This window comes from Allomuricauda sp. ANG21 (genome assembly GCF_040705235.1).
In the GTDB taxonomy this organism is placed as follows: domain Bacteria; phylum Bacteroidota; class Bacteroidia; order Flavobacteriales; family Flavobacteriaceae; genus Flagellimonas; species Flagellimonas marina.
On record NZ_JBFCVT010000001.1, the window covers coordinates 170,344 to 189,443 of the forward strand.

Consider the following 19,100-nt stretch of genomic DNA (forward strand, 5'->3'; position numbering starts at 1 on the left):
ACTTCGTACTTTCCACTTCATATTTTGAAAAATCTTATTTGTTTAGGCTGTTTAAGGCCTCTTTTACTTCTTTTAAATCATCAAAATCTACCCGGACACCATTGGTTTCCTGATAGGTTTCGTGTCCCTTTCCAGCCACCAAAATGATGTCGTTGGCAACGGCCAACTTACAGGCTGTTTTTATGGCCTGCTTTCGATTCTCGATGGACAATACTTTTTTGACATTCTGAGCTTCCACCCCTGCTTCCATTTCCTCGATAATGGCCGAAGGTGATTCGGTACGTGGGTTGTCTGAGGTAAAAATGGCCTGGTTGCTCATTTCTGAAGCGATATGACCCATAACCGGACGCTTAGACTTATCACGGTCACCACCACACCCCACTACGGTGATGACGTTTTCATTTCCAGTCCTCAATGCATTGATTGTAATCAATACATTTTTTAATGCATCCGGCGTATGGGCATAATCAACAATAGCCGTTATTTTCTTTTTCGATATGTAATATTGAAACCGTCCATCAACGGTTTCCAATTCACTCATTAATCGTAGAATCTCAATCTTTTCCAATCCTAAAATATCCGCAGTGGCATAAATAGCCAACAGATTATAGGCGTTGAAATCTCCAATAAGTTTGGACCACAATTCGTTCTCATCCATCTTCAACAGCTGCCCGTTAAATTGCCGCTCCAAAATCTGGGCCCTGTAATCTGCATACGATTTTAGGGCATAGGTATACTTTCTGGCCTTGGTGTTCTGCAGCATTACCAGACCATTTTTGTCATCGATGTTCACTAATGCAAAGGCTGTCTTTGGAAGCCCATCGAATAATTTTTTCTTGGTATCCCGGTACTCAGCAAAAGTTTTGTGGTAGTCCAAATGATCATGACTCAAATTGGTGAAAATGGCCCCGGCAAAATGCAATCCTTCAGACCTTTTCTGATGGATACCGTGGGAACTAACCTCCATAAAACAAAACTCCACTCCAGCAGCATTCATTTTGAACAAATAGTCATTGATCGTCAAAACATCGGGTGTAGTGTGGCTGGCAGGATGCTCAACATCATCAACCATGACTTTGATGGTAGAAAGTAACCCAACCTTATAACCCGCTTTCTTTAACAGGTTGTACAGCAACGTACTTACGGTGGTCTTTCCATTGGTTCCTGTTATCCCAACCAACTTTAGGTTTTTGGAGGGATTATCATAAAAATTGGAAGCAATAATGGCCAAAGCGCTGTTACAATCAGGCACTTTCAGGTACGTTATCCCATCAACCATTAGTTCTGGTAATTCTTCGCACACAATGGCCCGTGCCCCAGAATCCACTGCCTTTTGGATGAATTTATGCCCATCGGTTACGGTACCTCGTACTGCAACAAAAACATCATCCATCGATACTTTTCGGGAATCAAAATGGACAAGGTTGACCATAATATTGGTATCCCCACTTACTGCGGAAAGGCTTACACCATATAATATGTCTTTCAACAACTTCATGAAAGTTCCAGTACTATTTTCTTTACTTTTTTAATATCCGTTCCTTTATCAATGGACTGTTTCTTTACTTTTCCATTTCCTCGAACTTCTACCTCCAACCCTAAATTTTCCAGTAGGGAAACCGCATCCATACCGGTCATTCCCTTTACATCTGGGACGGTATCATATTTTTTCTGCACTTGCGCATAATATTGTTGATACTCCTCTTCCAAGGTTTCCTTATCGTAGACCTTCTCCTCCACTTCATCCACCAAAGGTGAAATGGCATGGATTTTTTGGGCCATGGATTTAAAAACTGGACCGGAAACGTCGGCACCATAGTATCCTACACTTTTGTCAGGTTCATGGATAATCACAATACAGCTATATTTTGGGTTGTCCGCTGGAAAGTATCCTGCAAACGTGGAGATATATGCTAATTTATCTGGGTCTTTTTCTACATAGTTTTTCTGGGCGGTTCCTGTTTTACCGGCCATGGAAAAGTTTTTGGAGTAGAGTTTGTGTCCCGTTCCGTGGTTCTTCACCACCACATTCTTCATCAGTTTCTGCACTTTTTTCACGGTCTCTTTGGAACAGATAGATGAATTCAACACCTGTCTATCAAATCTCTTGACCACATCATTCCCTTCACGAACTTCTTTAATCAATCTTGGTTTTACATATGCACCATCATTGGCGATGGCATTGTAAAAGGCCAAAGTCTGCATTGGGGTAAGCGACACTTCGTAACCATGCGACATCCATCCCAAAGAGATTCCAGACCACCCTTTGTCACCAGGATATCGAATAACAGGGTCGCCCTCGCCAATGATAGGCAGCCCCAGTTTTTTGTGGAGTCTCATATTCATTAAGCGGTTCACAAACTTTTCGGGTTGTTCCTTATAATTTTCGTTGATGATTTTTGCAAAGGCTGTATTCGAGGATAGCTCAAAGGCTTTGGCTACAGAAATTTTTCCATATCCGCCCCATTTGGAATCTTTTACCACGCCATCGTAAATGCGATATCTCCCCTTTTCCGTATCGATGACCGTGCTGGTGTCGACAACTTTATCTTCCAGAGCGGCAACCAACGACATCAATTTAAAAGTGGAGCCAGGCTCATGGGACTCCCCAACAGCATAGTTCAACTTTTCATAATATTTTCCTTCGGAAGTGCGCCCCAAATTGGAAATGGCCTTTATTTCTCCTGTCTTGGTTTCCATCACCACCACACAACCATGGTCGGCCTTGTATTTTTCGAGCTGGGCTAAAAGTTCGTGATGTGCAATGTCTTGAATATTGATATCGATGGTAGAAACCACATCCAAACCATCTTGAGGTTCAACAATGTTGTCCAAACCAACGGGCTTCCATTGGCCTTTGGCAATCCGCTGCTTCAAACGCTTGCCCTCATGTCCACGCAAATAGGATTCGCCAAAAGCACCATCCAGACCGACACGGGTGTAGTATCCATTTTCATCTACACGTTCGTAACCAATACTTCGCGCAGCCATTTGACCCAATGGATACTCTCGCACCACACGATGTGTTTCAATAAAGCCTCCTTTATAAGGCCCTAAATTGAAGAGCGGAAATTGTTTTATCCTCACATAATCCAAATAATCCACATTACGGGCCACCAACTTATATCGATTTTCATTGGCCCTCGCTTTGCGAAACAATTGACGGTAATGGGATGAAGGCTTATTGAACAATTGACCCAACGAATCGGAAAGTGGGCCTACATATTTTTGAAAATTTTCGTCAGAAACGGTCTTGGCGTCAAACCGGATTTCATATTTGGGCACAGAAGCGGCCAACAAGCTTCCATCCTCCGAGTAAAGGTTTCCGCGATTGGGCTCAATGGTGAACATTTTCTCGGTTTTGCTCAGGGCAAGTTCCTTGTACTCCTCCCCTTTCACCATTTGGATATCCACCAACTTCACCACAACGGCAATGGACAAAACAAGCAGACCCCCGGCTACGAGGTACAGTCTGTTCATGATATTTTTTTCAGATATCGCCACTACTCTGCTGATTTTACTTTGATTTTCCTTGGAGGATTTTCGGATGGAACCAAACCTTGTTCTGCCACCTCTCGGCGTAAAGTGGATTCCAATTTTAATTGTTGTACTTGGGAACGGCCTTCAACAAATTCGCTGCGCAACTTTCGAACTTCTTCGTTCAAAGCAGCAATTTCCAATACTTTTTTATCGGCACGGTGACTGCTTGAAATCATCAAAGCAGCCAAAAAAGAGGCAAACAATAAAAACATCCAGTTCTTGGGAGCATCTCCGCTCACCAAAAACTTTCCTTTTAAAATGTCTAGTAATCCCTTTCTCATTCCTGTGTTCTTTTTAAATTCCCGCGCAGGCGGGAATCCACTCATATTTTATCTTTCGACTGCCCCTTCGACTTCGCTCAGGGTGACAGCTCAAGGTGACACTTCTACTTTTCGTTATATTTTTTCCGCAATGCGGAGTTTTGCGCTTCTCGCTCGGTTGTTCCTCGCTATTTCTTCTGCTGATGGTGTTATCAATCCCCCAACTTTTTTTAAAGGAACATTGATGTTTCCGTAAAAATCCTTTTCAGGCTCTCCTTCAAACTTCCCGGCCCTTATGAAGCGTTTCACTAAACGATCCTCCAAAGAGTGGTAACTGATCAGACTCAATCGACCGCCTTTTTCCAAAACCTCTGGCACTTGAACCAAAAACTCCTTCAACACCTCAATTTCTTGGTTGACTTCAATACGGATGGCTTGATAGATCTGCGCCAAAATCTTGTTCTCCTTCATCTTGGGCAGAAATCGAGCTAAAACCGTTTTAAGTTGGTCCGTGGTTTTGATGGTAACCTGCAATCTGGCTTCCACAATGACCTTGGCCATGGCGTTTGCATTGCGCAACTCACCGTATTGAAACAAAACCGACGCTAAATCTTCTTGGGAATATGAATTGACCACTTCGAAAGCAGACAATTCATCGTTTCTGTTCATCCGCATGTCCAAATCCGCATTGAAGCGAGTGGAGAAACCGCGGCTTGCCTCATCAAACTGATGGGAAGAAACCCCAAAATCCGCCAGGATTCCATCAACTTTCCGAATGCCATAGAACTTTAAATACTGCTTGAGATACCGAAAGTTTTGGTTGATCAGTTGAAATCGCTCGTCATCTAGGGCATTTTGCAATGCATCCTCATCTTGATCAAAAGCGAACAACTTTCCTTCGTCGCCCAATCGTCTCAATATTTCAGAGGAGTGTCCTCCGCCACCAAAAGTGACATCCACATACACTCCATTAGGTTTTATGTTCAATCCGTCTACCGATTCTTGCAACAGCACCGGGTTATGATACGAACTATTCATCGTCATCAAAAATCTCTTCCGCTAAATCGGCATAATCCTTCTCACCCTCAGCCAAGACTTTCTCATACTTGTCCTTATCCCAAATCTCTATCTTGTCAAAAACAGCGTTGAGCACCACTTCTTTTTCAATTCCTGCAAAATCCACAAGGTTTTTGGGTATCTGCAACCTTCCGGAATCCCCATCAATAGCGACTTCTTTCATCCCTGCCACAAAGTTTCGCACAAAAGCATCGTACTTTCGGTTGATTTTGCTTTTCTTCATCACCTTCTGCATGAGAACATCAAACTCTTGCTTGGGATAAAGCTCCAGACACTGCTGAAAAACGGACCGTTTAATTACGAACCCATCCTTTAAAACAGGCAACAACTGATTCTTCAAGGAAATGGGCAATAATACCCTTCCTTTTGAATCCGCTTTGCAATCATGTTGTCCTATGATATGGGTCACTAGAAATCAATTGGTTACTTATTACAACTCAAATATATAGATTTTATTTCCACATTTCTCCACTTAAAGACACTTTTGTTAATAAATTCCCCACTTTTAGGGTAAAAACAGAGATTTTAATCCCGAGAACAGCCTTTCAAATTTTAATGAGTTGGATTCCCTTGCTCTTGAAAACTTAAAAAAGTTGCGCCATTGATAGAAAAAACCTAAAATCCGTGTGATATGAATTGCCTATATTTGCCCCTCTTAGCACCAACTAACTATTGATGGAAGAGCATATCATTGAGGAAGGCAAATACCGATATATCGAAATGGGCGAGGGAACGCCCATGATTATCTTGCATGGTCTCATGGGTGGTTTGAGCAACTTTCAAGGGGTCTCTGATTACTTTCCTTCCAAAGGGTATCAGGTATTGATTCCCGAGCTACCCATTTACGATATGCCCCTGCTGAAAACCACAGTGAAGAACTTTGCCAAGTTTCTGGAAGAGTTTATCGAGTTCAAGGGGTTGAAGGATGTTATTCTTTTGGGAAATTCCTTGGGAGGACACATTGGTCTGCTCCATACCAAAATGTTCCCGGAGATGGTGAAGGCCTTGGTAATTACTGGAAGTTCTGGACTTTATGAAAGTGCCATGGGCGATGGGTATCCCAAACGTGGCGATTATGAGTTCATCAAAAAGAAGGCGCAAGACGTTTTTTATGACCCAGATGTAGCCACCAAGGAAATCGTGGACGAGGTTTTTGCCACCGTAAATGACCGGATGAAGTTGGTAAAAACATTGGCCATTGCCAAAAGTGCCATACGCCACAATATGTCCAAAGACCTACCTCATATGAAAACCCCAACTTGCATTATTTGGGGTGAGAATGATACGGTTACCCCACCAAACGTTGCCAAGGAATTCCATGAGCTTTTACCGGATTCTGACTTATTTTGGATTGAAAAATGTGGTCACGCCCCAATGATGGAGCACCCAGAAGATTTTAACCGCATTCTTGAAGCTTGGCTAAAAAAGCGTAATTTTTAATAGGAAACAAGACTAACAGAAGAAAGAACCAAGACGTTTTCTTTCCTCTTGATTCTTGTATCTTGCTTTACAAATCCAGACCAATAACATGAAGATTACTTCCGCCGAATTTGTCATGAGCAACTCCAATGTCGCCAAGTGCCCTAATGAGCCCTTACCCGAATATGCTTTTATCGGCCGATCCAATGTTGGCAAGTCTTCGTTGATCAATATGCTGATGGAACGCAAAGGTCTGGCCAAAACTTCCGGTCGGCCTGGGAAGACACAGCTCATCAACCATTTTAAAATCAACAACAATTGGTTTTTGGTGGATTTGCCAGGGTACGGCTATGCACGGGTTTCAAAAAAGGACAAAAAGACATTTCAAAAATATATCACGGAGTATTTTCAAAAACGGAAGCAATTGGTCTGCGGTTTTGTTTTGGTAGATATTCGCCACGACCCACAACCTGTGGATTTGGAATTTATGGAATGGCTGGGCATGAACCAAATTCCCTTTGCCATTATTTTCACCAAGGCCGACAAATTGAAACCTACGGTTATTGAAGATCAAGTCAATGCGTACCTGAAAAAGTTAACGGACAGTGTTTGGGAAGAAGCCCCCCCACATTTTACCACCTCATCCTCCAACAGATTGGGACGTGAGGAATTGTTGGACTATATTGATGCCATCAACCAAGATTTTTTCAAGAATCAATAGATTGGGCAACACCATCCAAAAAGTAAGAAAACCATAATAATTACGACTGAAATCTCATCTATGAGAGTACAACGTTTCGTTGTCTTTTTCAACTTTATAATAAGGATACTATGAAAACAGTTTTGCATAAAGCGGGCACAAGAGGCCATGCTAATCATGGATGGTTGAACAGTCATCACACCTTTAGTTTTGCAGGGTACCAGAATCCAGAACGGATGCATTTTGGGGTCTTGCGCGTATTGAACGATGACCAAGTGGATGCTGGCAGAGGATTTGGCACACATCCGCACGATAATATGGAAATCATTTCCATTCCACTGGAAGGAGATTTGGAGCATAAGGATAGCATGGGCAATGCTGCCACCATTAAAGAAGGTGATGTTCAGGTGATGAGCGCCGGAACCGGCATTCAGCATAGCGAATACAATAAAAATACCGACAAAAAGGTGAAATTCCTTCAAATTTGGGTATTCCCGAACAAACGAAATGTGGAACCCCGGTACAATCAAATCTCCATTAGGGATATTGCCAAAAAAAATGCGTTTTACCAGGTGCTCTCTCCCAATCCTGACGATGACGGCGTTTGGATTCACCAAGATGCCTGGTTCCATTTAGGGAGCTTCGACGCCGGCTCAACCGATTCGTATTCGATAAAAAAGGAAGGAAATGGAGTTTACGCCTTTATTTTGGAAGGTGATGTGGAAATCAGTGGGCAAAAATTAGAAAAAAGAGATGGTTTTGGTCTTTGGGAAACTGACACCTTCGATTTTAAATCACTTTCCGATAGTAGGGTTCTGCTTATGGAAGTGCCCATGAGCTTGGGAAGCATAGGAAGGTAACTTATTCGCAATACATATATGTCCCTTTATTGGGGCATTTTTTTGTGCGTTCCCGTATCAAATCAATTAATTCCTGTGCAGATTGCAATTCATTTAATTCTTCCGTGGGAATAAAAATCTCCAGTCCATTATTTCCTTCCAACAAAACAATGGGAAAGGTGAACTTGTGGCCAAATTTGCTCGCATAACTTTTGGTAAATTCATCCTTGTGAACAAAAGACATGGGCATTTTACTTTGTTCCCTAAATTTTTTCCAAATCCTATTTTCACCTACCAAACCAAAAGTAATATCGCACAAATTGCAATCATAGGTGGATGGACTGAACACCTTGTGCATGCTATCCAACAAAGCATTGCGCTTTCCTGAATTGGCATTGTACACAAAAAGCAACTGTTTTAGTATCATATATTCCGTTATTAGGATAAAGTTCCCGACATGCTTAATTTTTATGTTTCTTTACACTAAAACCAAAATCATGCAGAACGTCAAAAATAGCTTTACCCCAGCTTCGTATGTAAAAATACTGTCCTTTTTACATTTGGGTATTTTGGCAACACCCTTGATTTTGGCTGTATTTTTTTATTTTCAAATCCAAGATACCCATTTGAGCTTCTCCGATTCAGACGATATGTTTCTGGCCATTGTCCCCATTATTGCCGTGGGAGGCGTTTTTTTAAGTGACTTTCTTTTTAGGAAAATAGTGAAAAGTATTCCCAGCGGCATGGGTTTAAAGGAAAAACTGGCCCGGTTTCAAACGGCATGCATCATCTCTTACGCCTTGCTCGAAGGTGCTGCTCTTTTCAGTATTGTAATTTTTTACAACACTCAGAATTTCGCCTATTTGCTTATTGGGCTATTCCTCCTTTTTTATTTGTATCTGAAAAGACCCACCAAGGATAAAATTGAACATCAATTAAATCTTCAAGGGGCACAAAAAGCGCAATTCGGCAGGGTGAACCAGCCTCTGGAGTGATCTACAGTTTGTCCAATTCCAATTTTTCAGCGAAGTAGTCACAAAAATCTTTCATGGTAGCGGTCATCTTTTCATCTTGGGTGGCCTTCATAAACGTATCGGCCATGGTGGTTAAGGTTTGATGAAAAAATATCTTCATTTCATCCACAGGCATATCCTTGGTCCACAAATCAATTTTCAAAGACTCCCTGTTTTTACTGTCCCAAACCGAAAGCATCATGGCTTTGGCCTCTTCATTTTCCACACCGCCATCTTGGGCAGACCAAGTCAACGCCTCAGGTACCCGGTTTTCATCCAATCCTACCGTTAGCTTTATTTCCGAAGTATGTTTTACCGCCATTATTTTCTGGGTTTGTAGTTTGATTCTTTTAAAATTTCATCCGCAGGCATGTCCAATAATTGTTGTAAACTGATGGGGTTATTTTCCATAAAAGCCCTTACAATTTGCCAACCCAGATATCGGCCCAACCGCCCTGGAGACTCATTGTCCAGTTCCAATCCAAATTTGGAGAAAGGTGCTGGGTCCAAGAATTTTCGGTCCAACTGCGAGTCGGTACTGTACAATAGTTCACCCTCCACAAAATAGCGCCACATTTGCTCTTCGTTTGCCATGGCCCACTCCATTTCTTCATGGGTATAGCCAATCTTTTGGGCGTCTGTAATGGAGGGAAGCAATCTATCCTTTAAATAAAGTTCCTTTCCGTAATACACCATTCTAGACAAAAAAGTGCGGTTTCTTGGATAGGTAAGCACCTTTTTTGAAAATGCACTGGCCACATCCGAGGTCAAGAATTTTTTATCGAGACCAGCGGCGATATATCGTTGAATGCCTTCGTAAAAATGATGGTCCTCACCTAAATAATTGTCCAGACCGATCAAAAGGAGTGTATCCGTTAGGATGATTCGGTCGTTGTAGCGAACATCAGATGTCAATGTTACGACTTTGGGTTCCTCAAAACCGGGAAAATAGTATTTGATATGTTTAAAAAGGGATTCCAGTCCTTCTGATTCGCTCTCAAAATCGCCAAAGGCCTTGTTCACTTCTTCAGACAATTCTATTTGTAGGGTATCCGATAATTTATTGACCCAAATACTATCCGAAAACTGCTCTGGAAAGAGGTAGGGATATTTTTTCTTCAGCATTGGAATATCCGCAGCTGATGCATTGGCAAACTCGCGATCAAACCGCGATACTTTTAAATCTATCGGGACTTTGGAAATCTCCTCTTCAGTTTTATCGGTTTCCTTACATCCACCCAAAACAAGAAATAGCAAAAAAATGGAAGCAAAAATCCCAAATTGAACAAAGTATTTCACTGACCTCTTCATTTTTAAGGCAACAGGGTTTAAATTTACAGGGCACAAAGGTAATTTAATGAATCTAAAATAGTACGATATGCAAACAGAAAAGGTAATTGCACATATAGTAGACTGGCTGAAGGATTATGCCACCAGCGCAAAATGTAAAGGTTTTGTTATTGGTGTTTCTGGAGGGATAGATTCTGCTGTAACCTCAACACTTTGTGCAAAAACCGGACTCAACCTTTTGTGTGTGGAAATGCCCATTCACCAAGGTAAAGACCAAGTGACCCGGGCAGATAGGCATATCGACTGGCTTATGGAAAACTTTCCCAACGTATCCCGCCAAGAAGTGAACCTCACCCCTGTCTTTGATAGTTTGGTGGCCGCTTTTCCTGGTGTAGAAACCGAGGAGGAACGCTTTATGTCCTTGGCCAACACCCGAGCCCGACTCCGAATGACGACTCTTTATTACTTTGCTGCACTAAAAAGATATCTTGTTGCTGGAACAGGAAATAAGGTTGAAGATTTTGGAATTGGCTTTTATACTAAATATGGTGATGGTGGGGTAGACCTTAGCCCTATTGCCGATTTGGTAAAGACCGAAGTGTACGAAGTTGGAAGGGTGTTAGGTGTGAACCAAGAGATTATGGAGGCAGCTCCCACAGACGGGCTTTGGGGAGATAGCAGAACCGATGAAGACCAAATTGGGGCATCATACCCAGAGTTGGAATGGGCCATGAAAATGGATGAGGAAGGAAAAACCATTGAAGATTTTTCTGATAGGGAAAAAGAGGTTTTCGCCATCTACAAAAGATACAATACTGCTAACAAACACAAGATGATTCCTATACCCATTTGTGAGATTCCAAATGGCCTAAAATGACCCTTTAACGCAAAAAACCCAGTTTAAGACGAAAAAAACCATAGAAATTCTGGGGTTTTAAGAAAAAAATTAGAGTTTTACGTCACCAAATTGTTATCTTGCTAGCTCTGTTACATAAGTAAATAGCTAACCAACGATTATTAGTAAACTCAAACCGAATGATAAAAGTATTGATTGCTGACAATCATCCAATTGTCAGGCTTGGTATAAAACAAGTGCTCAAATCTAGCCCAGATATTGAAATCATTGCAGATGTTTCCACAACCTCAGAATTATTCGAAGCATTGAATAAAGTGGCTCCAGATGTTGTTATCTTGGAAATGGATATTCCAGAAATCAACGGGATTGCTACTTTACGTAAGATGAAACTGGAATTCCCGAATGTTAAAACCTTAATGTACAGCGGCCAATCCGAGGATGTGTATGCCTTGAGCACCATTAGAGCCGGTGCCTTTGGCTACCTTTCCAAAACTGCGGATTTGGATTATATTGTCTCCGCTGTAAAAAAGGTTAGTGAGGGCAACATGTTCATCACCAATGAACTGGCACAACGTTTGGCTTTTGATGAAGGAACACAGAAACCGAGAAGATTCTTCAGAAAATTATCTTCCAGAGAGGTTGAAGTGTTGAAGTTATTGGCCAGCGGAAAACGAAACAAGGAAGTTGCCGAAGGGCTCAACCTTAACGAAAAAACCGTAAGTACCTATAAAGCCCGTTTAATGAAAAAATTGAACGTGGATAATTTGGTGGACCTATTGCAGCAAGCCAAAGCTTTGGAACTTTATTAAATAACCAATCCAAACTAACTAGAGTTAATCCCGGGCAAATAGTCCGGGATTTCTATTTAGGAGAGTACCCGATTTAATTTGGCGTTCAACAACTTGTTCAACTGAAGATAATTCACAATTTCCTCCAAAATCTCCGTGTTATCACCTGTATGTTCTTGGGTTTGTTCTTGTAATTTTTGAATGCGATTCTTGATCAAGTTGCACCGCAGGGTAAGAATGGTCTCCCCAACCAACTGGGCCACTCCAGTTTTCTTCTCCTTTGGATATATATCTTTTCGTTCCCAATCATGCAGCACATATTGCTCCTCTTCCATTAAGATGGAAGATATTTCGGGGACCATTTCCTGGTCCAACTCTGTCATGAAAGTATTTACGGCGAAATCTTCATTTTCATTCAGGTTTTCAATGAGTTTGTAGTAAATCGTCCTGAACTGTTCGTTGGTCAATTCTATTTCATCTTCTTGTAGGTCTAAAAACACCTTTTCATAGACCTTGGCCTCTACAACTTCGGGCTCCAGAACCAATTCCCCATCCTCATTTTCCTTTAGCACCAAATCTTCAAACTCCTGTTCTTGATTTCCGTACAGTAACAGTACTTCAATGATTTTTCGCTCCAATTCATATTGTACATCCACCTTTTCAACCACTGGGTCATTTTTGACCACTTCAAAGGCTTTTCGTTCCTCTTTGAGCTTTTTGTTGACATCGGCGACCTGCTTTTTATCGATTTGGGCCAAGGTATTGTATAGCACCTCCTCCGAAATCTGCATGATCTTGGCACATTCCTGAATGTAGATTTCCTTTTGAATGCGGTCTGGAATCTTACTAATGCTATTTACGATATCCCTTACGGTATCAGCGCGCTTAATGGGGTCATTGGCAGCCTCCTTGGCCAACAAAGATGTCTTAAACTGAATAAAGTCCTTGGCATTCTCCTCCAAATAAAGGACCAAGTCTTCATAGGTGTTGTTTTTAGCAAAACTGTCCGGGTCTTCACCTTCAGGAAAGGTGCAGACCTTAACGTTCATGCCCTGTTCCAAAATCAAATCAATACCACGAAGTGATGCCCGCAAACCAGCCGCATCCCCATCGAAAAGCACAGTGATGTTTTTGGTCAAGCGATTTATCAACCTAATCTGCTCAGGTGTTAAAGCCGTTCCACTGGAAGAAACCACGTTCTCCACCCCGCGCTGGTACATCTGAATGACATCCGTGTAGCCCTCCACCAAATAACAATTATCCTCCTTGGCAATGGCCTGTTTGGCAAAATAAATGCCGTAAAGCACCTTGCTCTTGTGATAAATCTCACTTTCCGGAGAGTTGAGATATTTGGCAGCCTTTTTGTCGTTCCCCAAGATTCGGCCTCCAAAGCCTAAAACCCTACCACTCATCGAATGAATGGGAAACATGACCCGCCCCTTAAACCGATCAAAAGTTCGTTTCTCACCACCCGTTTGCTCCTTTACTATGGTAAGTCCGGTCTTTTCAAGAAATTCTAGCTGATAGGCCTCATCCAAAGCAGTTTTGGTAAAGGCTTCCCACTCATCCAAACTGTAACCCAATCCAAACTTTTTTATGGTCTCCTCTGTAAAGCCACGCTCCTTAAAGTAACTGAGCCCAATGGCCTTTCCTGGTTCGGTATCCCAAAGTATTTCAGTAAAATATTTTTGTGCATATTCCGAAACCAAATACATGCTCTCACGCTCATTCGCCTGCTCTTTCTGCTCATTGGTCTGCTCGGTCTCCTCTACTTCAATATTGTATTTTTTGGCAAGGTATTTAATGGCTTCAGGATATGTAAAATGTTCGTGTTCCATCAAAAAAGCCACTACGTTCCCCCCTTTTCCGCTACTAAAGTCCTTCCAAATCTGTTTAACGGGTGACACCATAAAACTTGGGGTACGTTCATCTGAAAAAGGGCTGAGTCCCTTAAAATTGGAACCTGATTTCTTCAACTGCACAAAATCCCCAATCACCTCCTCAACCCGGGCGGTTTCATATACATTGTCTATGGTGGTTTTTGAAATCAAATGGTTATACGTTAAGCGAGCTGTTAAAGGTAAATAAAATCAAAATTTTGGGGAATCCAATATCAAAATAGCCCTTTTAGATTTACTATCTTAGAAGCACAATGTAATATCCCCAAAATACAGATGATGGGATTTTAGTTCTAATTTGAAAATACGCAAAGAATACATCATGCAGAAAAAACAATTCCCATTCTTATTGTTGATTTCATTTTTATTGTTCGGCCAATTTGGTCTTAACGCCCAAATGGCTGAAAAAGCCACGCCTATTTTTGAAAATGGTGAAGCTCAGGTTGTTGAAGCCTTTGCCGACCCAAAAAATTGGATTCGACATGATTTGTGGGTGGAAACGGAGTTTGATTCTGACGGGGATGGGAAATTGGACAGGGTACATGTGGATGTAACACGTCCCAAACAAACTGATACCGATGGGTTAAAACTTCCCGTTGTTTATGAATCCAGTCCCTATTATGCTGGAACGGCAGGTTTGGGAGATGGTGTTATGTGGGATGTAAAACATGAACTGGGCGAGCTTGGAAAACCACGAACACATCCAGAGGTACACCGCATTGGGGAACGACCCATTATTTCCAATTCGCAAATACAAACATGGTTGCCTCGTGGTTATATTGTGGTACACTCCTCGTCCCCTGGAACGGGACTTTCCGATGGTGCTCCAACTGTAGGAGGCGATAACGAATCGCTTGCCCCAAAAGCGGTAATCGATTGGTTGTGCGGACGGGCAAAGGGATACACTGAGCGCAATGGAAATGAAGAAGTGAAAGCCTATTGGTCCACTGGAAAAGTGGGCATGACAGGAACCTCTTACAATGGCACTTTACCCTTAGCGGCCGCCACAACTGGCGTTGAAGGTTTGGAAGCCATTATTCCCATTGCGCCGAACACCTCATACTATCATTATTACCGTTCCAATGGATTGGTTCGCTCTCCAGGTGGATATCTTGGCGAGGATATTGATGTGCTTTATGATTTTATCCACAGTGGTGATAAGTCCAAAAGGGCCCGAAACAATAAAGTTATTCGTGACACTGAAATGAAAAATGGACAGGACCGTATTACAGGTGATTATAACGACTTTTGGGCTGAACGGGACTATTTAAACGACATGAAGCCTATGAAAGCCGCTTTGTTGATGTCCCATGGCTTCAACGACTGGAACGTAATGCCCGAGCACAGCTACAGAATCTATGACAAAGCCCGAGAAATGGGGCTACCTGTTCAAATTTACTATCACCAGAACGGTCATGGTGGCCCACCTCCCATTGAAATGATGAACCGTTGGTTCACCCGTTATCTATTTGGCATTGAAAATGGGGTTGAAAACGACCCAAAAGCATGGATTGTGCGAGAAGATGATGAAAGGGACCAACCTACATCATACAAGGATTATCCCAATCCAGATGCTTCTGATGTCACCCTATTTTTAACGAAAGGCGCACCTGCACGTGGAGGATTGACTAGCAACAAATCCAATAACCAAGGTAAAGAAACCCTAGTGGACAATTATTCCTTCTCTGGGTCGGCATTGGCAGAAGCCGAAGTTACCCATCATCGGTTGATTTATGTCTCACCGATACTGGCAGAGGATATACACATTTCGGGGATTCCAAAAATATCAGTGACGCTTTCCAGTAGCAAACCCGCCGCAAATCTCTCCGTTTGGTTGGTATCTTTACCGTGGAATGATAGTCGTAGGACAAAAATCACAGACAATATCATAACCCGTGGTTGGGCCGATCCACAAAATCATAATTCCATTAGTAAGAGCGAACCATTGGTTCCCAATAAATTTTACGAAGTAACATTTAACTTAATGCCAGATGACCAAATCATACCAAAAGGTCAGCAGATTGGATTGATGATTTTTTCCAGTGATCGAGAATTTACCCTCTGGCCAGAACCGGGCACCGAGTTGACCATAGATTTGGATAAAACAAAACTTACTTTACCGGTTGTAGGCGGTAAAGTAGGGTTTTAACTTAAGTAATTGACATTACCTTTTAAAAATGGGATTTGATCAAAAAGGTGAGGTAAAAATAAAGTTGCCAATTTTTAAACATGGGGAGTTTCTTTGGAAATATTTGGACCTCCACAAACTCTTGAATTTTGTCATCAAAAATGAGTTGGTTTTTACCCGTTTAGATCTTTTAGAAGATCCTATTGAGGGATTGTCCACATCCCATTTGAGAGCGGCCAATCTCGAAGACCTAATCAATGAGAGCGAGAACAAGGAGAAGGTTTCCCAAATAAAGGAAAAGTTCCCAAACCTATTAAAAGGCAAAGAATTTAGACCTGTTTTTGGAAAGCACAAGCAACAATTACAGTTTGCCAATTGTTGGTTTCATGGTGAACGGGAATCCATGGCCATGTGGAATCTCTATTCCAACAAAGATTCTGTGGCCATTAAGGTAGTTGCCGAAGACTTTATTTCGTATCTTACTAAAGCAGCGGCAAAGTTTGTGGAAGAAAACGGATATAAAGTGCATTTTATAGCTGATTCAGTAAAATACTTGCATTTAAACCCATTTGACCCAGATTTGTCCAAACAGAATTTTAGGTATTCTGCTTTTAAAAAGGACTCTTCCTATAAACACGAGCAAGAGTACCGATTACTTTTGTACGTACATTCCAAATGGCAGGAAGACCATAAATTCAAGTTTATCAAATTCCCATTAGGGGACAACGACCTTCAAATAGAAATTGTCTGCCATCCCTTAATGCAGGAATGGAAAAGAACCAACCTTGAAAATTTGGTGTCTAAGTTCAACAACGACATCCATGTAAAAAAATCGGACATATTCATGGCTGTGTAACATGCCAAGGGATGAATTGAACAAATCATAAACCTATTACAATGACACATTATGCTTTTTCCACACTATCCGAAGCTGTGAACACATTGACCCAAGATGGCTATAAGGAAGATTTTGAGGCAAATGATACTTGCATAATGGCCTTGTATTCCAAAAAGGAGTATCAACCCAACGAACTTATAATTTTGGGTTCGTACCGATTTGAAGGCATGACCAACCCAGGTGATCAGACCACCGTTTTCGCTATTGAAGCCAATGATGGCACCAAAGGCACCTTGGTGATGTCCTACAGCGCAGAGCATGGACAGAATGTGGAACTCATCCGGCAAATACCCAGTAAAAAAGCTTAAAGCCTACCCCAAGAAACGACCTATGGTTGAAGGTTGATACAGTAGCCAACCCGTTAAGCTGAATCGGCTCTTATGAGCCTCAAGAACGGCATGTGGTACTTTGGCACTTTTAAATAGTACGCATCTGGCCGCAAGGGGTTCCACCAAAAATGAGGTGTCGTCTTTTTCAAAAATTTCCAGCTCTCCACCGTCCCCTTTTTGCCAACCTTCATTCAGATAAATCACAACGGATATCATTCGGTTATTTCTATTCTCAAATTGATCTAAATGTTTATCATAGTGCCCCCCAGACGGATAATGGGCCAAATGGAACTCATACCCTGATAGGCTCAAAAAACAGTAACGATTGAACATATAGAGAATTTCATCCACCAAACTCCAAAAAGGCAGTAGCTCTACATCCCTTTTTCGGTCTAGCCAATAGGTAAAATCGCCTCGTATATTTTTATTGATTTGATTGTCCGCGCTGGTCCCAATCCCAGCTTCGGTAAAATTGGGAAGCTTTCCGAGAAAAAAAGACCGGATTTCAGCATACATTTTAGGCTGGAAAAAATGGTCAATGACCACATAATCCTTTGCGGAGAGGTCGTCCATCCAAGAAAACCACTGCTCCAAACGGTGATACGTCTTCAATTCTTAAAAATGTGCGCGAATGTAGAAAATATTTAAAAACGAAATGATTTCAGTATTTCTTTTACCACGAAAAATAAACCTATACTTTAGTATAGTGGTTCATAAAATCTTTAAGTCATCATGATTCTTTTCTTTGGAACTAGACCTGGTAAAAAGGAAACCAAAACACTACAAAACGTTTCTTGCCCGCATTGTGGACAAACGAATACCTTATCCGTTACCTGCCAACCCAATTATGCCCACTTGTTCTGGATTCCCATTTTCACCCTCAACAACGTCAAGTACGCTGAATGTTCCCATTGCAAGCGGGTGTATTATAAGGAAGAATTCACTACTGAAATGGAAAGAGCCCTTACCACATAATGCCTAGCAATTTGACTTAAAGATCGAACCGAAGTCCCACAGAGATATTATTTTGTTCTACTACTGCATCCTTAAAAATGGGGTTCAAATCATACTTTATATAAAGCAGTACGCCATCAACCCCCACATAGCCACTAAGTCCATAAATTAAGTCACTGGTGTTGTAATCCCTTTTAAGCTTATCTTTTATGTCCTCACCGTCCCGGTTATATTTCAGTTTTTGACGTGTCCCTAAATTAAATCCGCCATACCCCCCAACGCCTATCCTAAATTGGTCTCTGATGGAATATCGAATGGTTTTTTCTGTTTTTCGAAAACGCGAAGGGCCAAATTCAAAATGTACGGGAAAAACCAAATTATCCATACGCAACTTTGCTTTGTTCAAATCGTATTCAAATTCTTCCAAGACGGTTTGATCACCATTCTGTACAAAAATCTGGTTATTTTCTGGCTTTAGGCCATTGAACTGGAATGAAAATCCATAATGAAACCGCATCCAATTGGAATTCCTAAAAACCCGGGTTCTCCACTGCCAACCCATTTCAAAAAAACGACTTCCTCCAACCCTATAAGGAGAATCATCCAAGGATTGTCCTTCAATCAAGGCATTATTGAAACCTATGGCCAGTACCAAATCAGAATAGGTGCGCCTATCGTACTTGAGGTCTCTTTCCCATCTTTTGGGGCGAAATGAAAAAGCAGGTTCTCCATCAATATGAATTCCAATTCTTGTATCCTCATCATAAAAATCCTCATTTGTTAAACGCAAGACCTTGCCTTCATTCCTTTCCAGTAATGCAATTTTATTTTCAATGATTGCAGTGCGATTCTCAATATTAAGTGCTCTTCTTCTAGCCACATCTTCCTTAAGCAATTTCGCTTCGGCCTCAGAAATATCCCCGCTCTCCATACGGTTATTAATGTCTTTCACCTCCTCCTTTAACGCCTCTTTTTCTTGTTCAACGATTCGCTCTTTTTCAACTCTAAGCGCTTCTATTTCCTTTTTATAATCTTCTTGAGCTAGAAGACATTGAGAAATCAGGAACAGCAAAAGAAGTGTTACGTAAAATGTAATTGTTTTCATGATTGT

The 19,100-nt window shown here is 41.5% G+C and carries 21 protein-coding genes; 10 read left to right on the forward strand and 11 right to left on the reverse strand.

Translation table 11 applies throughout. From position 1 onward, the window contains the following. Positions 1-34: 34 nt before the first annotated feature. The 5 genes from AB1A65_RS00865 to mraZ all read right to left on the reverse strand — a co-directional run bounded on the left by AB1A65_RS00865 (position 35) and on the right by mraZ (position 5,286). Positions 35-1,498 (reverse strand): UDP-N-acetylmuramoyl-L-alanyl-D-glutamate--2,6-diaminopimelate ligase, encoded by a 1,464-nt coding sequence (locus tag AB1A65_RS00865; RefSeq protein WP_366584670.1) that lies wholly within the window; start codon positions 1,496-1,498, stop codon positions 35-37. After that, on the reverse strand, positions 1,495-3,504 hold the full coding sequence (locus AB1A65_RS00870) for a penicillin-binding protein (RefSeq protein WP_366584672.1): 2,010 nt from the start codon (positions 3,502-3,504) through the stop codon (positions 1,495-1,497). The genes AB1A65_RS00865 and AB1A65_RS00870 overlap by 4 nt, the downstream gene beginning before the upstream one ends. Next, positions 3,504-3,821, reverse strand: coding sequence for an FtsL-like putative cell division protein (locus AB1A65_RS00875; RefSeq protein ID WP_366584674.1), 318 nt, complete (start codon positions 3,819-3,821; stop codon positions 3,504-3,506). Before AB1A65_RS00875 ends, AB1A65_RS00870 begins: the two co-directional genes overlap by 1 nt. Before the next feature lie 114 nt (positions 3,822-3,935). After that, positions 3,936-4,838 carry a 16S rRNA (cytosine(1402)-N(4))-methyltransferase RsmH gene (rsmH, locus tag AB1A65_RS00880; RefSeq protein WP_366584676.1) on the reverse strand — a complete coding sequence of 301 codons (903 nt, stop codon included), beginning with the start codon at positions 4,836-4,838 and terminating at the stop codon, positions 3,936-3,938. Then, positions 4,831-5,286 (reverse strand): division/cell wall cluster transcriptional repressor MraZ, encoded by a 456-nt coding sequence (gene mraZ / locus AB1A65_RS00885; protein WP_207097697.1) that lies wholly within the window; start codon positions 5,284-5,286, stop codon positions 4,831-4,833. Before mraZ ends, rsmH begins: the two co-directional genes overlap by 8 nt. Positions 5,287-5,552: 266 nt before the next feature. On the opposite strand from mraZ, the gene AB1A65_RS00890 reads away from it, so the two are divergent. From AB1A65_RS00890 to AB1A65_RS00900, 3 genes are all read left to right on the forward strand, one after another. Next, positions 5,553-6,317 carry an alpha/beta hydrolase gene (locus AB1A65_RS00890; RefSeq protein WP_366584678.1) on the forward strand — a complete coding sequence of 255 codons (765 nt, stop codon included), beginning with the start codon at positions 5,553-5,555 and terminating at the stop codon, positions 6,315-6,317. Between the two features lie 88 nt (positions 6,318-6,405). Next, complete coding sequence (yihA, locus tag AB1A65_RS00895) at positions 6,406-7,017, forward strand: ribosome biogenesis GTP-binding protein YihA/YsxC (protein ID WP_366584680.1); 612 nt, start codon at positions 6,406-6,408, stop codon at positions 7,015-7,017. Positions 7,018-7,127: 110 nt separating this feature from the next. Continuing rightward, complete coding sequence (locus AB1A65_RS00900) at positions 7,128-7,856, forward strand: pirin family protein (RefSeq protein ID WP_366584682.1); 729 nt, start codon at positions 7,128-7,130, stop codon at positions 7,854-7,856. 1 nt (position 7,857) lies between these two features. On the opposite strand, the gene AB1A65_RS00905 is transcribed toward AB1A65_RS00900, so the two are convergent. Next, complete coding sequence (locus AB1A65_RS00905; RefSeq protein ID WP_366584684.1) at positions 7,858-8,262, reverse strand: GTPase; 405 nt, start codon at positions 8,260-8,262, stop codon at positions 7,858-7,860. Positions 8,263-8,332: 70 nt separating this feature from the next. Here AB1A65_RS00905 and AB1A65_RS00910 point away from each other — a divergent pair, with 70 nt between their 5' ends. Next, positions 8,333-8,830: a hypothetical protein gene (locus AB1A65_RS00910; RefSeq protein ID WP_366584686.1), complete on the forward strand. Its 498-nt coding sequence runs from the start codon at positions 8,333-8,335 to the stop codon at positions 8,828-8,830. Position 8,831: 1 nt separating this feature from the next. Here the strand turns inward: AB1A65_RS00910 and gldC are convergent, their stop codons facing one another. Continuing rightward, positions 8,832-9,170: a gliding motility protein GldC gene (gene gldC, locus AB1A65_RS00915; protein ID WP_207097703.1), complete on the reverse strand. Its 339-nt coding sequence runs from the start codon at positions 9,168-9,170 to the stop codon at positions 8,832-8,834. Then, positions 9,170-10,159, reverse strand: a complete 990-nt coding sequence (gldB, locus tag AB1A65_RS00920; RefSeq protein WP_366584688.1) for a gliding motility lipoprotein GldB — start codon at positions 10,157-10,159, stop codon at positions 9,170-9,172. Before gldB ends, gldC begins: the two co-directional genes overlap by 1 nt. A 67-nt stretch (positions 10,160-10,226) precedes the next feature. Here gldB and nadE point away from each other — a divergent pair, with 67 nt between their 5' ends. Both nadE and AB1A65_RS00930 read left to right on the forward strand, forming a co-directional pair. Beyond that, positions 10,227-11,015 (forward strand): NAD(+) synthase, encoded by a 789-nt coding sequence (nadE, locus tag AB1A65_RS00925; protein WP_366584690.1) that lies wholly within the window; start codon positions 10,227-10,229, stop codon positions 11,013-11,015. A gap of 158 nt (positions 11,016-11,173) precedes the next feature. Next, positions 11,174-11,803, forward strand: a complete 630-nt coding sequence (locus tag AB1A65_RS00930; RefSeq protein WP_366584692.1) for a response regulator transcription factor — start codon at positions 11,174-11,176, stop codon at positions 11,801-11,803. 56 nt (positions 11,804-11,859) lie between these two features. On the opposite strand, the gene dnaG is transcribed toward AB1A65_RS00930, so the two are convergent. Continuing rightward, positions 11,860-13,833: a DNA primase gene (gene dnaG / locus AB1A65_RS00935; RefSeq protein WP_366584694.1), complete on the reverse strand. Its 1,974-nt coding sequence runs from the start codon at positions 13,831-13,833 to the stop codon at positions 11,860-11,862. Positions 13,834-14,002: 169 nt separating this feature from the next. On the opposite strand from dnaG, the gene AB1A65_RS00940 reads away from it, so the two are divergent. Genes AB1A65_RS00940 through AB1A65_RS00950 form a run of 3 tightly spaced genes read left to right on the forward strand, consistent with a single transcriptional unit; the run spans position 14,003 to position 17,014 of the window. Continuing rightward, positions 14,003-15,829 (forward strand): Xaa-Pro dipeptidyl-peptidase, encoded by a 1,827-nt coding sequence (locus AB1A65_RS00940; protein WP_366584696.1) that lies wholly within the window; start codon positions 14,003-14,005, stop codon positions 15,827-15,829. Between the two features lie 28 nt (positions 15,830-15,857). Then, entirely contained in the window at positions 15,858-16,664 is an 807-nt protein-coding gene (locus tag AB1A65_RS00945) for a hypothetical protein (RefSeq protein ID WP_366584698.1), read from the forward strand. Positions 16,665-16,705: 41 nt separating this feature from the next. After that, positions 16,706-17,014 (forward strand): phosphoribosylpyrophosphate synthetase, encoded by a 309-nt coding sequence (locus AB1A65_RS00950; RefSeq protein ID WP_366584700.1) that lies wholly within the window; start codon positions 16,706-16,708, stop codon positions 17,012-17,014. A gap of 3 nt (positions 17,015-17,017) precedes the next feature. On the opposite strand, the gene AB1A65_RS00955 is transcribed toward AB1A65_RS00950, so the two are convergent. Further along, positions 17,018-17,647 carry a 2OG-Fe(II) oxygenase gene (locus AB1A65_RS00955; protein ID WP_366584702.1) on the reverse strand — a complete coding sequence of 210 codons (630 nt, stop codon included), beginning with the start codon at positions 17,645-17,647 and terminating at the stop codon, positions 17,018-17,020. A gap of 120 nt (positions 17,648-17,767) precedes the next feature. Here AB1A65_RS00955 and AB1A65_RS00960 point away from each other — a divergent pair, with 120 nt between their 5' ends. Next, positions 17,768-18,010 carry a zinc-ribbon domain-containing protein gene (locus AB1A65_RS00960; protein ID WP_366584704.1) on the forward strand — a complete coding sequence of 81 codons (243 nt, stop codon included), beginning with the start codon at positions 17,768-17,770 and terminating at the stop codon, positions 18,008-18,010. A 16-nt stretch (positions 18,011-18,026) separates the two neighbouring features. Here the strand turns inward: AB1A65_RS00960 and AB1A65_RS00965 are convergent, their stop codons facing one another. Next, complete coding sequence (locus AB1A65_RS00965; RefSeq protein ID WP_366584706.1) at positions 18,027-19,094, reverse strand: hypothetical protein; 1,068 nt, start codon at positions 19,092-19,094, stop codon at positions 18,027-18,029. Positions 19,095-19,100: the final 6 nt, after the last annotated feature.

Coding starts and splice junctions, on each gene's coding strand:
- AB1A65_RS00865 (WP_366584670.1), bottom strand. CDS start 1,498: ATGAAGTTGTTGAAAGACATATTATATGGTGTAAGCCTTTCCGCAGTA.
- AB1A65_RS00875 (WP_366584674.1), bottom strand. CDS start 3,821: ATGAGAAAGGGATTACTAGACATTTTAAAAGGAAAGTTTTTGGTGAGC.
- rsmH (WP_366584676.1), bottom strand. CDS start 4,838: ATGAATAGTTCGTATCATAACCCGGTGCTGTTGCAAGAATCGGTAGAC.
- AB1A65_RS00890 (WP_366584678.1), top strand. CDS start 5,553: ATGGAAGAGCATATCATTGAGGAAGGCAAATACCGATATATCGAAATG.
- yihA (WP_366584680.1), top strand. CDS start 6,406: ATGAAGATTACTTCCGCCGAATTTGTCATGAGCAACTCCAATGTCGCC.
- AB1A65_RS00900 (WP_366584682.1), top strand. CDS start 7,128: ATGAAAACAGTTTTGCATAAAGCGGGCACAAGAGGCCATGCTAATCAT.
- AB1A65_RS00905 (WP_366584684.1), bottom strand. CDS start 8,262: ATGATACTAAAACAGTTGCTTTTTGTGTACAATGCCAATTCAGGAAAG.
- AB1A65_RS00910 (WP_366584686.1), top strand. CDS start 8,333: ATGCAGAACGTCAAAAATAGCTTTACCCCAGCTTCGTATGTAAAAATA.
- gldC (WP_207097703.1), bottom strand. CDS start 9,170: ATGGCGGTAAAACATACTTCGGAAATAAAGCTAACGGTAGGATTGGAT.
- gldB (WP_366584688.1), bottom strand. CDS start 10,159: ATGAAGAGGTCAGTGAAATACTTTGTTCAATTTGGGATTTTTGCTTCC.
- nadE (WP_366584690.1), top strand. CDS start 10,227: ATGCAAACAGAAAAGGTAATTGCACATATAGTAGACTGGCTGAAGGAT.
- AB1A65_RS00930 (WP_366584692.1), top strand. CDS start 11,174: ATGATAAAAGTATTGATTGCTGACAATCATCCAATTGTCAGGCTTGGT.
- AB1A65_RS00940 (WP_366584696.1), top strand. CDS start 14,003: ATGCAGAAAAAACAATTCCCATTCTTATTGTTGATTTCATTTTTATTG.
- AB1A65_RS00945 (WP_366584698.1), top strand. CDS start 15,858: ATGGGATTTGATCAAAAAGGTGAGGTAAAAATAAAGTTGCCAATTTTT.
- AB1A65_RS00950 (WP_366584700.1), top strand. CDS start 16,706: ATGACACATTATGCTTTTTCCACACTATCCGAAGCTGTGAACACATTG.
- AB1A65_RS00960 (WP_366584704.1), top strand. CDS start 17,768: ATGATTCTTTTCTTTGGAACTAGACCTGGTAAAAAGGAAACCAAAACA.
- AB1A65_RS00965 (WP_366584706.1), bottom strand. CDS start 19,094: ATGAAAACAATTACATTTTACGTAACACTTCTTTTGCTGTTCCTGATT.